17 protein-coding genes and 1 pseudogene are annotated in these 14,399 nt (G+C 67.4%); 13 read left to right on the forward strand and 5 right to left on the reverse strand.

All coding sequences use genetic code 11. The features are described 5' to 3' along the window. Positions 1-95 precede the first annotated feature (95 nt). Positions 96-446, forward strand: a complete 351-nt coding sequence (locus RGD00_RS15420; RefSeq protein WP_310458177.1) for a hypothetical protein — start codon at positions 96-98, stop codon at positions 444-446. Between the two features lie 142 nt (positions 447-588). Further along, on the forward strand, positions 589-1,290 hold the full coding sequence (locus tag RGD00_RS15425) for a GntR family transcriptional regulator (protein ID WP_310458178.1): 702 nt from the start codon (positions 589-591) through the stop codon (positions 1,288-1,290). Positions 1,291-1,299: 9 nt separating this feature from the next. Here the strand turns inward: RGD00_RS15425 and RGD00_RS15430 are convergent, their stop codons facing one another. The 4 genes from RGD00_RS15430 to RGD00_RS15445 all read right to left on the reverse strand — a co-directional run bounded on the left by RGD00_RS15430 (position 1,300) and on the right by RGD00_RS15445 (position 5,276). Then, positions 1,300-2,112, reverse strand: coding sequence for an IclR family transcriptional regulator (locus RGD00_RS15430; protein WP_310458179.1), 813 nt, complete (start codon positions 2,110-2,112; stop codon positions 1,300-1,302). 78 nt (positions 2,113-2,190) lie between these two features. Beyond that, the gene (locus RGD00_RS15435) at positions 2,191-3,315 is read right to left on the reverse strand and encodes an NADH:flavin oxidoreductase/NADH oxidase (protein WP_310458180.1); all 1,125 of its coding nucleotides are present in this window, start codon (positions 3,313-3,315) and stop codon (positions 2,191-2,193) included. A gap of 97 nt (positions 3,316-3,412) precedes the next feature. Beyond that, entirely contained in the window at positions 3,413-4,228 is an 816-nt protein-coding gene (locus RGD00_RS15440; protein WP_310458181.1) for a fumarylacetoacetate hydrolase family protein, read from the reverse strand. A 166-nt stretch (positions 4,229-4,394) separates the two neighbouring features. Further along, positions 4,395-5,276 carry a beta-keto acid cleavage family enzyme gene (locus RGD00_RS15445; protein WP_310458182.1) on the reverse strand — a complete coding sequence of 294 codons (882 nt, stop codon included), beginning with the start codon at positions 5,274-5,276 and terminating at the stop codon, positions 4,395-4,397. A gap of 252 nt (positions 5,277-5,528) precedes the next feature. Between RGD00_RS15445 and RGD00_RS15450 the strand changes: the two genes are divergently transcribed. The 5 genes from RGD00_RS15450 (at position 5,529) to RGD00_RS15470 (ending at position 9,203) form a co-directional block, all read left to right on the forward strand. After that, on the forward strand, positions 5,529-6,218 hold the full coding sequence (locus RGD00_RS15450; RefSeq protein WP_310458183.1) for a GntR family transcriptional regulator: 690 nt from the start codon (positions 5,529-5,531) through the stop codon (positions 6,216-6,218). Positions 6,219-6,394: 176 nt separating this feature from the next. Further along, complete coding sequence (locus tag RGD00_RS15455; RefSeq protein ID WP_310458184.1) at positions 6,395-7,087, forward strand: EthD domain-containing protein; 693 nt, start codon at positions 6,395-6,397, stop codon at positions 7,085-7,087. A 37-nt stretch (positions 7,088-7,124) separates the two neighbouring features. After that, the gene (locus tag RGD00_RS15460) at positions 7,125-7,856 is read left to right on the forward strand and encodes an SDR family oxidoreductase (RefSeq protein ID WP_310458185.1); all 732 of its coding nucleotides are present in this window, start codon (positions 7,125-7,127) and stop codon (positions 7,854-7,856) included. Positions 7,857-7,896: 40 nt separating this feature from the next. Continuing rightward, positions 7,897-8,622 (forward strand): glutathione S-transferase family protein, encoded by a 726-nt coding sequence (locus RGD00_RS15465; protein ID WP_310458186.1) that lies wholly within the window; start codon positions 7,897-7,899, stop codon positions 8,620-8,622. 131 nt (positions 8,623-8,753) lie between these two features. Continuing rightward, entirely contained in the window at positions 8,754-9,203 is a 450-nt protein-coding gene (locus RGD00_RS15470; RefSeq protein WP_310458187.1) for a nuclear transport factor 2 family protein, read from the forward strand. A 44-nt stretch (positions 9,204-9,247) separates the two neighbouring features. Here the strand turns inward: RGD00_RS15470 and RGD00_RS15475 are convergent, their stop codons facing one another. Further along, on the reverse strand, positions 9,248-10,003 hold the full coding sequence (locus RGD00_RS15475; protein WP_310458188.1) for an IclR family transcriptional regulator domain-containing protein: 756 nt from the start codon (positions 10,001-10,003) through the stop codon (positions 9,248-9,250). Positions 10,004-10,128: 125 nt separating this feature from the next. Between RGD00_RS15475 and RGD00_RS15480 the strand changes: the two genes are divergently transcribed. The 6 genes and pseudogenes from RGD00_RS15480 to ectA all read left to right on the forward strand — a co-directional run bounded on the left by RGD00_RS15480 (position 10,129) and on the right by ectA (position 14,397). Then, positions 10,129-10,863, forward strand: coding sequence for a 3-oxoacid CoA-transferase subunit A (locus RGD00_RS15480; RefSeq protein WP_310458189.1), 735 nt, complete (start codon positions 10,129-10,131; stop codon positions 10,861-10,863). Beyond that, the gene (locus RGD00_RS15485; protein WP_310458190.1) at positions 10,860-11,525 is read left to right on the forward strand and encodes a 3-oxoacid CoA-transferase subunit B; all 666 of its coding nucleotides are present in this window, start codon (positions 10,860-10,862) and stop codon (positions 11,523-11,525) included. Before RGD00_RS15480 ends, RGD00_RS15485 begins: the two co-directional genes overlap by 4 nt. Before the next feature lies 1 nt (position 11,526). Beyond that, positions 11,527-12,726: pseudogene (pcaF, locus tag RGD00_RS15490) on the forward strand (3-oxoadipyl-CoA thiolase). Between the two features lie 64 nt (positions 12,727-12,790). Next, complete coding sequence (locus RGD00_RS15495; protein ID WP_310458191.1) at positions 12,791-12,976, forward strand: hypothetical protein; 186 nt, start codon at positions 12,791-12,793, stop codon at positions 12,974-12,976. A 117-nt stretch (positions 12,977-13,093) separates the two neighbouring features. After that, positions 13,094-13,585, forward strand: a complete 492-nt coding sequence (locus RGD00_RS15500) for a MarR family winged helix-turn-helix transcriptional regulator (RefSeq protein WP_310458192.1) — start codon at positions 13,094-13,096, stop codon at positions 13,583-13,585. A gap of 269 nt (positions 13,586-13,854) precedes the next feature. Beyond that, on the forward strand, positions 13,855-14,397 hold the full coding sequence (ectA, locus tag RGD00_RS15505; RefSeq protein WP_310458193.1) for a diaminobutyrate acetyltransferase: 543 nt from the start codon (positions 13,855-13,857) through the stop codon (positions 14,395-14,397). The last annotated feature ends 2 nt before the right edge of the window (positions 14,398-14,399 follow it).

Here is a 14,399-nt window from a genome sequence, read left to right on the forward strand (position 1 = left end):
GTCAGGAAAGGGCGGTGGGCAAACTTTTCCCGGCCAAAGCTGACGCCCTATTCGGCCAAAGCTGACGCCGCGCTACATCCACCGGCGGCGGTACGGTGCGCCGCACGGGGCACGCGGAAATCGAGGCGCATTATCGCGCGCTTCGGATCGGCACGTTCCGTCACCATGCCACCGGCGTTTCGGTGGACGTCTCGCCCGATGCGAAGGTCGCCGAGATCTCGTCGCTGTTCATCACCAGCTACCGGCATGCACTGAAGGGCGGGCTCTACGAGGTCCGTCTTGGCGCGGATGCCGCCGGCGCGTGGAAGATCGCGCGGCTGCATATCACGTCCTCCTGGGGCTGGCATGTCGCGGATGCGAGCATCGACTACTTCGGATCCTTCGCCCCGATGACCCTGCGGGGCGGCCGGCCGGTGGTATGGGGCAGGACGCTGGCGGATCGCTGAACATTCCCCTCGGCCAGCCCGGCGCTTGCGTGACCCGCTCTTGACGCGGTGGGGCCGTATTGAGAAAACCCTTACACCTTGCAAGCTTCCGTCCCGTGGACAGGGCGGGCCTTGCGAAGCCGACGCCGGGAGAGCAGCAAACATGTCCAGACGTGGCGACGCGAAATCACTCGTTCATGATGTTTCCCGCAAGCTCCGCCAAAGCATCTTCGAGGGCAAGCTGAAGCCGGGGGACCGCCTGCAACCGGGTGTGCTGAGCAAGGAGTTCGGAACCAGCACGACCGTCGTGCGCGAGGCGCTGATCCTTCTGGGCAACGACAGGCTGGTGCGGTCCAGCACGGGGCAGGGCTACTTCATCCCCCGGCTCGATCCGGTGGAACTGCGCGATCTGACCAAGGTCAGGTGCCATACGGAAAGCCTCGCGCTGACCCTTGCGATCGAGCGCGGCACGCTGGAGTGGGAATCGGAACTGACCGCCGCCCACCATCGCCTGACGCGCACCCCGCGCCGCAGCCCGAACGAAAGCCGGCATTCCAACCCGGAATGGTTCAAGGCCCACCGGGATTTCCATGCCAAGCTGATCGAGGCGTGCGGGATCGAGGTCCTGACCGATTTCTGCGATACGCTGGCCGCGGCGACAGAGCTATACCGGCTCTGGTCCGGGCCGATAGCCGCCAGCGCGACCAAGGCGCGCGACGTGGAAAAGGAACATGCCGACATCCTGGAGGCCGTTCTGGCGCGCGACGCGCCGCGGGCGACGGCGCTTCTGGTCGCGCATTACACCACCACGGTGGACAACCTCTTGGCCAGCTGGCCGGTTGCAGTCAAGGATGTGGCTGAATAGGTTCCGGCGTCACATGTCCGCACGGATCGCCCGGGCGACGATTTCCTGCGGCGTCAGGGCCGAAAGCTGCGCCGCGATGGCCGACAGGCGGGGGCCGATGCTGTCGCGCAGGAAATCCGGCGACAGCACCGTATCGGGGCCGCCGCAATTGATGGCATGAAGCATCCTGCCGTCGGCGGACAGGATGGGGGCCGCCACGCCGTTCACGCCGGGAAGCCACTGCCCGATGCTGGTGCAATATCCCCGTTCCGCGATCTCTGCGCGCGCCGCCTCCACCCTGTCGGCCGTTTCCGCGGGGGCGGTGGCCAGCAGTGCGGGCAGGTTCGGCCGCGGCTGTGCGGCCAGCCAGGCGCGCCCGATGATCGAGGTGAAAAGATCGACGGTCGATCCGACGCCCAGATGCAGGGTAACGGGGGCATTGCCGCGGCAGCACTCGATATAGACGATCTCGTCGCCCTCGCGCGTGCCGAGCGCCACGGACACGCCCGACAGGGTGGCGAGTTCCTGCATCAGGGGCCGTGCCCGGTGACGGATCTCCTGCGCGGCAAGATAGGTATATCCCAGCCGCAATACCGCGCCGCCCATGCGATAGCGCCCGCTGTCCGCGACCTGTTGCAGAAATCCAAGATGCGTCAGCGTATGGGTCAGCCGCGAGACGGTGGATTTGGGCAGGCCGGTGCGGGCGACGAACTCGTGATTGCTGAGATCGGTTTCGTTGGGCTGAAAGCATTGCAGGATGTCCAGCCCGCGGGCAAGGGCGGTGACGAACTGCCGATCCAGCTGCGGTTCCGTCTCGGATATGCTGCTGTCCTGTTCGGTCATCATCCCCGCCCCGCTGTGCCCCGGCCCCCCTCCTTAGCCCGTCGCGGCCGGACAGGCAATTTCCGCAAGGGGGGCGGCTCAGGCGACGGGGGCGCTGCGGAGCATCGCATATCCCGGCCAGACCCGCCCCGCTGCCCGCCAGTAGGACCGGGGGTAGACGGCTTCGTCGCCGAGTGCCTGTGCCGCGTGGAGCCCCCAACGCGGATCGTCCAGCGCCGCCCGGCCGATGGCGACAAGATCCGCCTTGCCTTCGGCGAGGATGTCCTCGGCCTGATGCGGCGTCAGCACCATGCCGACCGCCATGGTGGCGATCCCGGCCGTCGCGCGCACCTCTTGCGCCAGAGGGGCCTGATAGCCCGGCACGATCGGCGGTAGTTTCTGGCCGCGGGCGTTTCCGCCGCTGGACAATGCCACATAATCGAATCCCTCTTCTTTCAGGCGCGCCGCGACCTGCGCCGTTTCGGCGATGGTGATCCCGCCCTCCAGCCAGTCGGTGCCGTTCAGGCGCATCCCGAGCGCCTTTTGCGCCGGCCACGCCTTGCGCACCGCCCGGGCGATTTCCACCGCAAGCCGCATCCGGTTTTCCAGCGGCCCGCCATAGGCGTCGGTGCGCCGGTTCGCCAGCGGCGACAGGAAGGAACTGATCAGATAGCCATGCGCCCCGTGCAGTTCGATCAGGTCGTATCCGGCGCGGTCGGCGCGGTCGGCGCGGCGGGCGGCCTCGGCAAAGCCCTTGATCACCTCCCGAAGATCGTCCTGCGTCGCGACCCGGGGCAGGGGCCAGCTGTCGCCATGCTTTGCCGCCGAAGGGCCGAGCGGGTGCCACCCGCCCTTTTCCGGGGGAACATAGACATAGGAATCGAACGGCTCGCACGAGGCTTTGCGGCCGGCATGGGCAAGCTGGATCCCGAAACGCGCAGACGAAAAGCTGCGGATCCCCGCCAGCATGTCGGTCAGGGCGGCTTCCTGCGCGTCGGTGTAGATCCCCAGGCAGTTGGGGCTGATCCTGCCGATGGCGTCGACGCCCGTCGCCTCCTGGATGATCAGATCGGCGCCCGAAATGGCAAGCGCACCGTAATGCATGTGGTGCCACGGCGCCGGCAGGCCATCGGAAGCCGCCATGTACTGGCACATGGGCGGAATGACCACGCGGTTGCGCAGTTCGAGGTTCCCCAGGGTGATCGGGCTGAAAAGCCGGCTCATCGCGCACTCCTCGTTTCGGGTTGCGGGCAGATCAAAAGACAAGGCCGCCCCGACGGGGACCCGCCGGGGTGGCTGGTGCGGGCCGTGTCGGGCGGGGCTATTGCCCGCCGATCGGCGTTGAAAGGCGGCCGATCTTTTCGATCTCGATCTCGACGACCTGCCCCTGCTGTAGAAAGACCGGCGGGTTGCGCGCCGCGCCGACGCCGGCGGGCGTGCCGGTGGCGATCACATCGCCCGGCTGCAAGGTCATCGTTTCGCTCGCGAAGGCGCCGATCTGGCCAATGCGGAACAGCATCTCGCCGGTCCGTTCGGATTGCATGACCACGCCATCGACCCGCGTTTCCAGCCGCAGGGCATAGGGATCGGGAATTTCGTCACGGGTCACGATGGCGGGGCCGAAGGGGGCCGACTTGTCCGCGTTCTTGCCGACGCACCACTGGACCGAGGCGCGCTGATGCTTGCGCGCCGACAGGTCGTTGAGGATCGTATAGCCCAGAACCGCGTCCTCGACCTCTTCCGGGGTGGCGTTCTTCAGCGGGCGGCCGATCACCGCGGCCAGCTCTCCTTCCCAGTCGAGGCCGGGTTCGCCCGTGGGGATCGGCACCTCGGTGCAGCCGGTCACGAGCGTGGTGCGCCAGCGCGCGAAAATATCGGGCGCCGTGGGCCGCTGCCGCTTCGATTCGGCGATATGGTTGACGTAGTTCAGCCCGGCGCACAGCACCTTGGCCGTCAGCGGGATCGGTACCACCAGCGCGCAGCCGCGCACGGCGGCGGCCGGGGATGCCTTCGCCCGCGCCAGGTTCCCTTCGACATCCGCGAAGAAGGCGTCCACCTCGGCGACAGGCGCAGGGCCGTCCGGAGTTTCCACGGCCACCCAAGGCCTGGAGTTCAGTTCGATGCCGACGAGTCTCATGGGGCTGGTTCCTGTTCGATGAAAATTTATCGTTAATTTATATATATGTAAATTTAATGTCAATAAAACGAGTAAGTATATTTTTAACGATAAAATGGCAATCCTGCTACCGTTGAGCCCGCCCCGCCTGCGCCGGGCGGGCTGTCTGCGCCGTAGAGGCAGGGAATCAGGCGTTGGCCAGCCCGAGGATGCGGCGCGCTTCGGCGGCGGTGGCGACAGGCTGGTTCAACGCCTCGCAGATATGCACCGCCCGCTCGACCAGGCTGGCATTGTCGGGGGCCAGGACGCCCTTCGAAAGATACAGGTTGTCCTCCAGCCCGACCCGGATATGGCCACCCATCGCCACCGTGGCGGCGGCGATGGGAAATTCTCGCCGGCTGATGCCGAACGCCGCCCAGTGGGCATCCGCCGGAAGCTGGCCGCGCAGGGCGACAAGCGCCTCCACCGTCGCCGGCGCGCCATAGGGGATGCCAAGGCACAGTTGGAACATCGGCGGGCTGTCGATCAGCCCTTCGCGCATCAGTTGTTTGGCCAGTTCGATATGGCCGAGATCGAAGACCTCGATTTCCGGCCTGATCCCGGCGGCGCGGATTTCCGCCGCCATCACCCGCAGATGCGGCGGGGTGTTGATGAAGGGCGAGTCGCCGAAATTCAGCGTGGCGGTATCCAGCGTGCAGATCTCGGGCCGCAGTTCCAGCACATGTTCGATCCGGCGCTGCGGCAGGGACAGCGAGGATCCCGGGGCGGGGCGCAGCGGATCGTCCTCTGACGGGATGAAGCGCCCGCCCGCCCCGGTGGTCAGGTTGAGAATGACTTCCACGCCGGAATCCCGGATGCGCGCGACCACCTCGCGGTAATAGGCGGGTTCCATGCTGGCGAGGCCGGTCGCGGGCTCGCGCACGTGGATATGCACGATGGCCGCACCGGCCCGGGCCGCGCCGAGCGCCGAGGTGGCGATCTGTTCGGGTGTCACCGGCACAGCGGGGTTCGAACGTACCGAGTCGAATGCGCCGGTGACGGCGCATGTGATGATCGTCTTTGCCTGCATGGGCTGTCCTTCCGCGTCGAATGTTGGGGAGTGCTGCGGGTGCAGCGTATCGCAGGCGTAGTTGTTCTGCAATGCGGTTCAGCGTTCTGCATATTTCACCTCGCCGAGGTGCATCGACCGCCCAGTTTTCCTTGTATTATCGTGTATTTACTTCATTATCGATTGAAACGGAGGCCGAAACATGACAGGTTCGGCTTGAAACGGTCGCCCCTGTCGTGGGTGCCCGTGATCGCATCGGGGACGGAGGCATGCATGCGTGATGGCGGCGAGACCGGGCGCGAGCTTCGCACCATTCAGGTGTTCGAGGCGCTGCGTTTCGACCTGCTGGAAAGCCGCATCCGGCCGGGAGAGCGGCTGAAGCTCGTGGAACTGGCCGAGCGGTTCGGCATCAGCCAGACCGTCGTGCGCGAAGCCCTGACCCGCCTGTGCGAACAGGGCCTCGTCATCTCGAACCCCAAGCGGGGCTTCACGGCGGCGCCGCTTTCGGTGGACGATCTCGTCGATCTCACCAATGTGCGGCTCCGGCTGGAAACGATGGCCTTCGCCGACAGCATCCGCAACGGCGATCTGACCTGGGAAACCAACATGGTCGCGGCCCATCACGCGCTCGAACGCACGCCCTTCGTGACCGAGGCGCCGCAACATGCCGCGACATGGCGGCAGGCGCATCGCGCCTTCCATCAGGCGCTCTGCGCCGGCAGCGGCAGCCCGCGGCTGGAAAAGGTGGTGTCCCAGTTGCGTGACAGCGCCGAGCTTTATCGCATCTGGTCGCGCTCTCTGGGGGGCGAAAGGGCGCGCGATGTCGCGGGCGAGCACCGGGACCTGCTCGATGCCGCGCTCGACCGCGATGTCGAAAGGGCCACGCGGCTGCTGACCGAACATATCAGCCGCACGACCGAGGTGTTGCTGGCGGTCGCCGAAACGATCGGCCAGGGCGACTAGCGGCCTCGTTCTCTGCATCCTCCGGGCGGGTGTCGTCCCGAAACCGTGGCTGCGGCCCCGGTGCGGCAAGAGGCTTGACCTTGCCGAAAGAATCGATTTACAAGATTATAAAAGAAAATCACTATTATTATCGTGAAAACATTGCGGGTGGCGCGCCTGCGAAAGAGGAGGATGGAATGGCCGACATCGTTACGAACAAGCGCAACTGCCTGGTTGGACCGCGCGCGGGACTGTCGCGCAAGGATTTCCACGCCCACTGGTCCGGCCAGCACGCGAAATTCGCGCGCGAACTGCCCGGCCTGATCTGGTACGTGCAAAACCACTACCTGCGCACGCTGTGGCGCACCCCCGGCTTCGAAGAGCATTCCGAAGGGCTTGCAGAATTGGCCTATGCCGATGGGGCGGCCATCGTCGGCAATATCCAGAACTGGTCCGGCCTCGGTGAGCTTCTGGAGGACGAGGCGCGCTTTCTGGGCATGTGGACGGGGTGCTGGACCAACCTGCCGGCCGACGCGGCCAGCCCTGCGCAGCGCCGCATCCTGATCCAGCTGATCCGCCCCGAGGCGGTGCCGCCCGCGGAATTTTCCGCCCGCGTGGCGGCGGCGGCGGCCGCCATCCGCAATGTCCTGCCGTGCAGCACCGAAGAGACGCTGAACAAACTGGTGCGCGAACGGCCGGTCCTCGAATGCCACACATGGCCGGACTGGTTCATTTTCGTGGAATTGCCTGTCGCGGGCGATTTCGCGGCCCTGTTGTCGCCGGAAGGCCCGGTTCTGCGCCATGTGAACGGGCTGACCGACCGCGGCGTGGCCTATCTGGTCTATGCCGAGGCCAAGCGCCTGCCGGTCGATCTGGCTGCCGCCGGCTGAACCCGTCCCTTGGTGGGTGCCGACAACGGGCAAGATCATGAACCGTTTCCACGGAAAGACCGTCCTGATCAGCGGGGGCGCGCGCGGGCAGGGGGCCGCCGAGGCCCGGATGCTGGTGGCCGAGGGCGCCCGGGTCATCATCGGCGATATCCTCGACGATCAGGGCGGCGCGCTGGCGGCTGAACTTGGCGCCGCCGCGCGCTACATCCATCTGGATGTCACCAGCGAAGCGGACTGGGACGCCGCGGCCCGTCTGGCGGAGGAAACCGGCGGCCTGCACGGTTTTGTCAACAATGCCGGTATCCTCGTGCCGGGGACCATCCTCGGCACCAGCCTCGAGAGCTGGGACCGCGTGATACGGATCAACCAGACCGGCTGCTTTCTGGGGATGCGGGCGGTGGCCCCGGTGATGGCGCGGACGGGGGGCGGTTCCATCGTCAACATCTCGTCCGATGCGGGCCTGCGGGGAACGCCGGGCGGCTTTGCCTATGGGGCAACGAAATGGGCGCTGCGCGGGATGACCAAATCGGCTGCGCTGGATTTCGTCGGCCGCAATATCCGCGTCAACTCGATCCACCCCGGGCCGGTCGATACCGAACTGTTGCAGACCCGCACCGCCGAACAGAATGCACTGTCGCTGGCGATGGTTCCGATGGGGCGCTTGGGAACGGTGGACGAGGTGGCGCGGCTGGTGCTGTTCGTGCTGTCGGACGATTGCCCCTTCATGACCGGCGCCGAAATCGCGGCGGACGGTGGTATCTCGCTTTGAGCCTGCGACGCAGGCACCGCTATGGCGCAAGGAGCCGTTCATGATCGACCTCTACTGTGCCGGGACGCCGAATGTCCTCAAGATAGAGATCATGCTGGAAGAGACCGGATTGCCCTACCGGCTGTTGCCGCTGAACGTGTGGAAGGGAGAGCAGTTCGCACCGGCATTCCTCGGGATCAACCCGAACGGCAAGGTGCCGGCGATCGTCGACCACGACGCGGAGGAAGGCCCCTACGGCGTCATGGAATCCGCGGCCATCCTGATCTACCTCGCGGAAAAGACCGGCAGGTTTCTTCCTGCCGCAGGGCGCAATCGCCATGACGTGCTGCAATGGCTGGCCTTCCAGGCGGCGAACCAGGGGCCGGCGGGCGGGCAGTTCGTCCACTTCCAGCGTTACGCCGGTCCGGGGCACGACTATTCGCTGAACCGCTACCGGACGGAACTGCACCGGGTCTACGGCGTGATGGAGCGGCGGTTGTCTGCGGTTTCCCATCTTGCCGGGCCGGAGTATTCGATCGCGGACATGGCGGCGCTTCCCTGGCTCGTCAGCCTGTCGAACATGTTCCGCGACAGCGTGCCGTTCGTGGACATCGACTCGGCGCTGCATCCCGCGCTTTCGGCCTGGGCCGCCCGCTGCCTGCAAAGACCTGCCGTGCAGAGGGCGTTGAAAGCGCATGCGACGATCAGGTCCGGCCTGCCGGAGGCCACCGACGACGACAAGGACCGTTTCTTCGGCCGTGGACGTTACGCACACCGGATGGCGTGACCCGATGCGCCGGGCGGCCGCCTTGATCGCGGCGCGCCTGTTGCCTTGGACGCCGGCGGGGCGGTCTGCTAAGGGGCGGGACCGCAGTCCTTCACCGGCGAAACATCGCCATCCGCAGACAGGGGCCCATCATGCTCGGGAAAATGCTGAACATCGAGGACGAACGTGAAATCCAGTTCCTGCTGGCGCACTATGTCCATTACCTCGACGCCGCCGACGGCCCGCGTTGGGCGGCGCTGTTCACGCAGGACGGGCGCTGGATCCGCCGGAACGCCGCGCCGGTCGAGCAGGGCGGCTCGGGCATTGCCGCCGGCGTGCGGCAGGGGCGGGCGGAATTGGCCGCGCTGGCCGAATTCTCGGTCCAGAACTTCAAGGGGCTGTGTCGGCACCAGATGACCGATGTCGTCCTTTGGCAGGGCGCGGATGCCGGGACGGCAGAGGGCAAATGCCGGATGATCATCAGCGATTTCCGCCACGGACCCGGGCGCGTGGCCATGGCGGGCAGCTATGACCTGTCCTTCACCCGCACCCCCGAGGGGTGGCGGATCGCCGCGTTGTCGGCCGATTTTCTGCCGCGATAGGCGCCGCTTCGCGCGGGGGCGGCCCGGCGGGCGGCGCCGTGCGGCTAGATCGAATGCGACAGTTCGTTCTGGACATGTCGCATTTCCGGCAGGAAGCGGGAGGCCAGATCGGAAACGCTGGCCTGCGCTGCCGCCACGCCCACGTTCAGCGCGGCGACCACCCGTCCCCGCGCATTCGCCAGCGGAATGGCGATGGAACGCAGGCCGATCTCGACCTCCTGGTCGATGACGGCATGGCCTTGCGCGCGCACCCGCGCCAGTTCCGCCATGATCGCCGCCGGGTCGGTCAGCGTCAGGGCCGTGCGGGCGGGCAGCGGGCCGGGGCCCAGCACCGCGCTGGCCTGCGCCTCGGGCAGGGCCGCCAGCAGGACCCGGCCCATGCTGGTGCAATAGGCGGGCAGGCGCGAGCCCGGCATCAGGCCGATGGACATCACCCTGCGCTGCGCCGCGCGCGCCACATAGACGATTTCCGCCCCGTCGAGGATGGACACTGAACTGCTCTGCCCGATCCGGTCGGACAGGCCGTCCAGCAGCGGCTGCACGATCTGCGGCAGCGGCATGGTGGCCAGGCAGGCCGTGCCGAGCCGCAGCACCCGGGGAGTAAGCGTGAAGAACTTGCCATCCCAGTCGGCATAGCCGTGATGCGCCAGCGTCAGCAGGCAGCGCCGGGCCGTGGCGCGGTCGAGGCCCGAGGCGAGCGCCACCTCGGCGATAGACTGGCGCGGGCGATCGGCGTTGAAGGTTTCGATGACCGCCAGCCCCTTGGCCAGTCCGCCCATGATGTCGCGTTCCCCGATCATCTGCCACCCTTTCGTGCGATATGTCAACAAATGACGCATATCGCACAAATCGGATGGACGCAAAGCCGACCCGCCCGCTATCTCTGGCACCCGACCGGGGACTCGCCCGGGTGGAGGTTCATGAGATGGACAAGACGCTTCCCGACCTCGCCACTGCGGTGGCGGGGACCGACGACGGCATGACCGTGATGATCGGCGGCTTCGGCGGTGCCGGTGCACCGATCGAACTGATCCACGCGCTGATCGACCGCTTTGTCGCCACCGGCCATCCCCGGGACCTGACGGTGGTGAACAACAACGCGGGCAACGGCCATGTCGGCCTTGCCGCGCTGATCGAGGCGGGAATGGTGCGGAAACTGATCTGCTCTTTCCCGCGTTCGGCCGATCCGGTGGTGTTCACGCAACTCTATCTGGCGGGCGGGATCGAACTGGAACTGGTGCCGCAGGGCACGCTGGCCGAACGCATCCGCGCCGGCGGGGCGGGCATCCCGGCCTTCTACACGCCGACGGGCTACGGCACCGATCTGGCGCAGGGCAAACCGGTGGAGGTCTTCGACGGCAGGCCCTATATCCGCGAACGCTGGCTCCGGGCCGATGTCGCGCTGGTCAAGGCGCATCTGGGCGACAGGCTGGGAAACCTGACCTACCGGATGGCCGCGCGCAACTTCAACCCGCTGATGTGCATGGCGGCGGCGCGGACCATCGCGCAGGTCGGCCGGATCGTCGCCCCCGGCGGGATCGACCCCGAGGCGGTCGTCACCCCCGGCATTTTCGTGCAGGGCGTTGTCGAGGTGGCGAACCCGCAGCAGGAAGAGGACCTCAACCGCGCAGGCGCGACCTACCCGGAGACCGCGGCATGAAACTTTCCCCCACGCAGATCGCCTGGCGCGCGGCGCAGGACATCGCGGATGGCGCCTATGTCAACCTCGGCATCGGCTTTCCCGAACTGGTGGCGAAGTTCCAGCCGCCGGGCCGGCAGGCGATCTTCCATACCGAGAACGGCATCCTCGGCTTCGGCGAGGCCCCGGCGCCGGGGCAGGAGGACTGGGATCTGATCAACGCGGGGAAGAAGGCGGTGACGATCAGGCCCGGCACGGCCTTTTTCCACCATGCCGACAGCTTTGCCATGGTGCGCGGCGGGCATCTGGATGTGGCGATCCTCGGCGCTTATGAGGTGGCGGAAACCGGCGATCTGGCGAACTGGTCCACCGGGCCGAAAGGTGTGCCCGCCGTGGGCGGGGCGATGGATCTGGTCCATGGGGCGAAACGCGTCGCCGTGATCACCGATCACACCACGAAAGAGGGCCGGCCAAAGCTCGTCCGCCGCTGCACCCTGCCGCTGACCGGGGTCGGCTGCGTGACGCGGGTCTATACCAGCCTTGCCGTGATCGACATCGTGGGTGGGCGTTTCGTCCTGCGCGAAAAGCTGGCGTCGGTCGGCCTCGGTGAACTGCAATCGCTGACCGGGGCGGAACTGCATCTGCAAGGCCCGGTGGCCGACCTGATTATGGCAGAGGTCTGACATGCCCGAGGTGTTCATCTGCGATTACATCCGCACCCCCATCGGCCGCTACGGCGGTGCGCTGTCGTCGGTGCGGGCCGACGATCTGGGGGCGGTGCCCCTGCGGGCACTGGTCGCGCGAAACCCCGGCGTCGACTGGGAGGCGGTGGCCGACGTGATCTACGGCTGCGCCAACCAGGCGGGCGAGGACAACCGCAATGTCGCGCGCATGTGCGCGCTGCTGGCCGGGCTGCCGGTCGCGGTGACGGGCACGACGATCAACCGGCTTTGCGGCTCGGGGATGGATGCGGTGCTGGCCGCGGCGCGCCAGATCGCGGCGGGCGAGGCGGGGCTGATGATCGCGGGAGGCGTCGAAAGCATGTCCCGCGCGCCCTTCGTGATGCCCAAGGCGGATGCCGCCTTCAGCCGCCATGCCGGGATATACGACACCACCATCGGCTGGCGTTTCGTCAACCCCTTGATGCACAAGGCCTACGGCACCGATTCCATGCCGCAGACGGGGCAGAACGTGGCCGACGACTACGGCATCGACCGCGCGGCGCAGGACGCCATGGCGCTGGCCAGCCAGGCCAAGGCCGCGGCGGCGCAGGCCAGTGGGCGGCTGGCGCTGGAAATCGCCCCGGTGGCGATCCCGCAGAAGAACGGCGAGCCGCTGATGGTGGACCGCGACGAACACCCCCGCGCCACCACGGCAGAGACCTTGGCGAACCTGAGGCCGCTGTTCCCGGACGGTTAGGTCACGGCGGGCAATGCCAGCGGTGTGAACGACGGGGCGGCGGCGCTGATCCTCGCCAACGCCGAAACGGCGGCGAAATACGGGCTGACCCCGATCGCGCGGGTGCTGGGCGGGGCGACGGCAGGCGTGCCGCCGCGCATCATGGGGATCGGGCCGGCGCCGGCCAGCCGGAAACTGCTGGACCGGTTGGGCCTGACCATCGCCGATGTCGATGTGATCGAGCTGAACGAGGCGTTCGCCGCGCAAGGCATCGCCACGCTGCGCCAACTGGGGCTGGCCGATGACGATGCGCGCGTGAACCCCAACGGCGGCGCCATCGCGCTCGGCCATCCTCTGGGCATGTCCGGCGCCCGCATCACCGGCACCGCCGCGCTGCAATTGCGCGAAACCGGCCGCCGCCGCGCGCTGGCCACGATGTGCATCGGGGTCGGACAGGGCATCGCCATCGCGATGGAGCGTGTCTGATCCAAGGGGCGCGCCAGTCCCCGGTGCCTTGGCCTTTTGTCCCCGCGCCTGCCGAACGTCGTCGATGCGGCCGTGGCGCGCGGCGCTGGTGTGGAAGGCCGGGCATCGCCGCGCCGGTGCAAGAGCCGATGGCGAAGGCGGCATGGCCGTTCAGGGCGGCGCCCGGGGGCTCGGCCTGGCCCAGGAGGCGATGCCGCGGATCGCATCCGCGCTGAACCGGAGCCTTGCGGTCTGGATGGCGGCGGCCTAGAGCCTGTACTGGACCGGAATACGACGCCCGCCGGCGTGGGGCATTCGGGGCGGGATGTCGGGCATACGGACGGTGCGGCCTTCGGGGCCTGCCGTCATGACAGAAGGGTGCAGCGGGATGGGTGCCGCGAAGGACCGCACGGATGACAGTCTGATCGCGCTGCGGCGTATCCTGCGGGCGACCGAATTGTTCGAACGGCGGCTGGCGGCGGCGGGCGGGCTGACACCGGCGCAGTTGCGCGTGCTGCAAGTGCTGGCGCCCTGCGCCGACACCGGCATGACCCCCACCGCCATGGCCGACCGGATGGGCATCAGCCAGGCCACCGTATCCGTCCTGGTCGACCGGCTGGTCGCCCGCGCGCTGGTCGGGCGGCATCGGTCGCAGACCGACCGGCGCCAGACCCATATCGTGATCACCGAGGCCGGGCGCGCCGCCATCGGCGCCGCGCCGGATGCCTTGCAGCAGCGGTTCGTCGCCTCGTTCGAGCGGTTGCAGGACTGGGAACAGGCGATGCTGGTGGCGTCGCTCGAACGGGTCGCGGCCATGCTGGATGCGCGCGATCTGGATGCGTCGCCCATGCTGACCATCGGCGACATCGCCCGCGACTGACCGCCCCCCCGATTTCCTGTTCGGCATCGGTTGGCCGACGCCCCCGGCACCGCCGGGGCGGGCGGTGCCTGTCCCGGAATGTGATTTGATTCTGCTAAGTATGTGGTGGGGATTTCCGCCTGCTGTCGGTGGGGGCGAGCGCTGAAATACAGAATAATCCTTTTATAGTCATATATTTAAGGTTGGATCTTCGCGGGCTTTGGGTCGTTCGGGTTGACACGTTAATTAGTTTGGCTAACTAATAGCCCCACGGAATCTGGAGAATACCCATGCATCTTGCAGCAGTCAGCGCGCCCGGCCGCTTGGCCGGGCCCCGCCCTGCCATTTCCATCCGCCTCCCCCGCCGCGAGGACGGCGCGCGCGTCTGGGAGCTTGTCGCCGAAAGCGGCGGGCTCGATGCGAACTCGCTCTATTGCAACCTGCTGCAATGCAGCCACTTCGCCGAAACCTGCGCCATCGCCGAGGCGGGGGGCGACATCATCGGCTGGGTCTCGGGCTATATCCCGCCCGGCGCACCCGATACCTATTTCGTCTGGCAGGTCTGCACCGCCGAAAGCGCGCGGGGGCAGGGGCTGGCGCGGCGGCTGATCGCCTCGGTTCTGGCGCGGCCCTGCTGTGCGGGCGTGACGCGGCTGCAATCCACCATCACGGCCGCGAACACGGCCTCCTGGGCGCTGTTCGGGGGGGTGGCCGCGGCGCTTGGCGCCCCGATGACCCACGCGCCCCATTTCACCCGCGAGGCCCATTTCGCGGGCCGCCACGATACCGAGCATCTGGTCAGCATCGGCCCCTTCGCGCGCCGCGCCGCCTGACC

The sequence above is a fragment of the Ruixingdingia sedimenti genome, assembly GCF_031432425.1.
Lineage (GTDB): Bacteria > Pseudomonadota > Alphaproteobacteria > Rhodobacterales > Rhodobacteraceae > Ruixingdingia > Ruixingdingia sedimenti.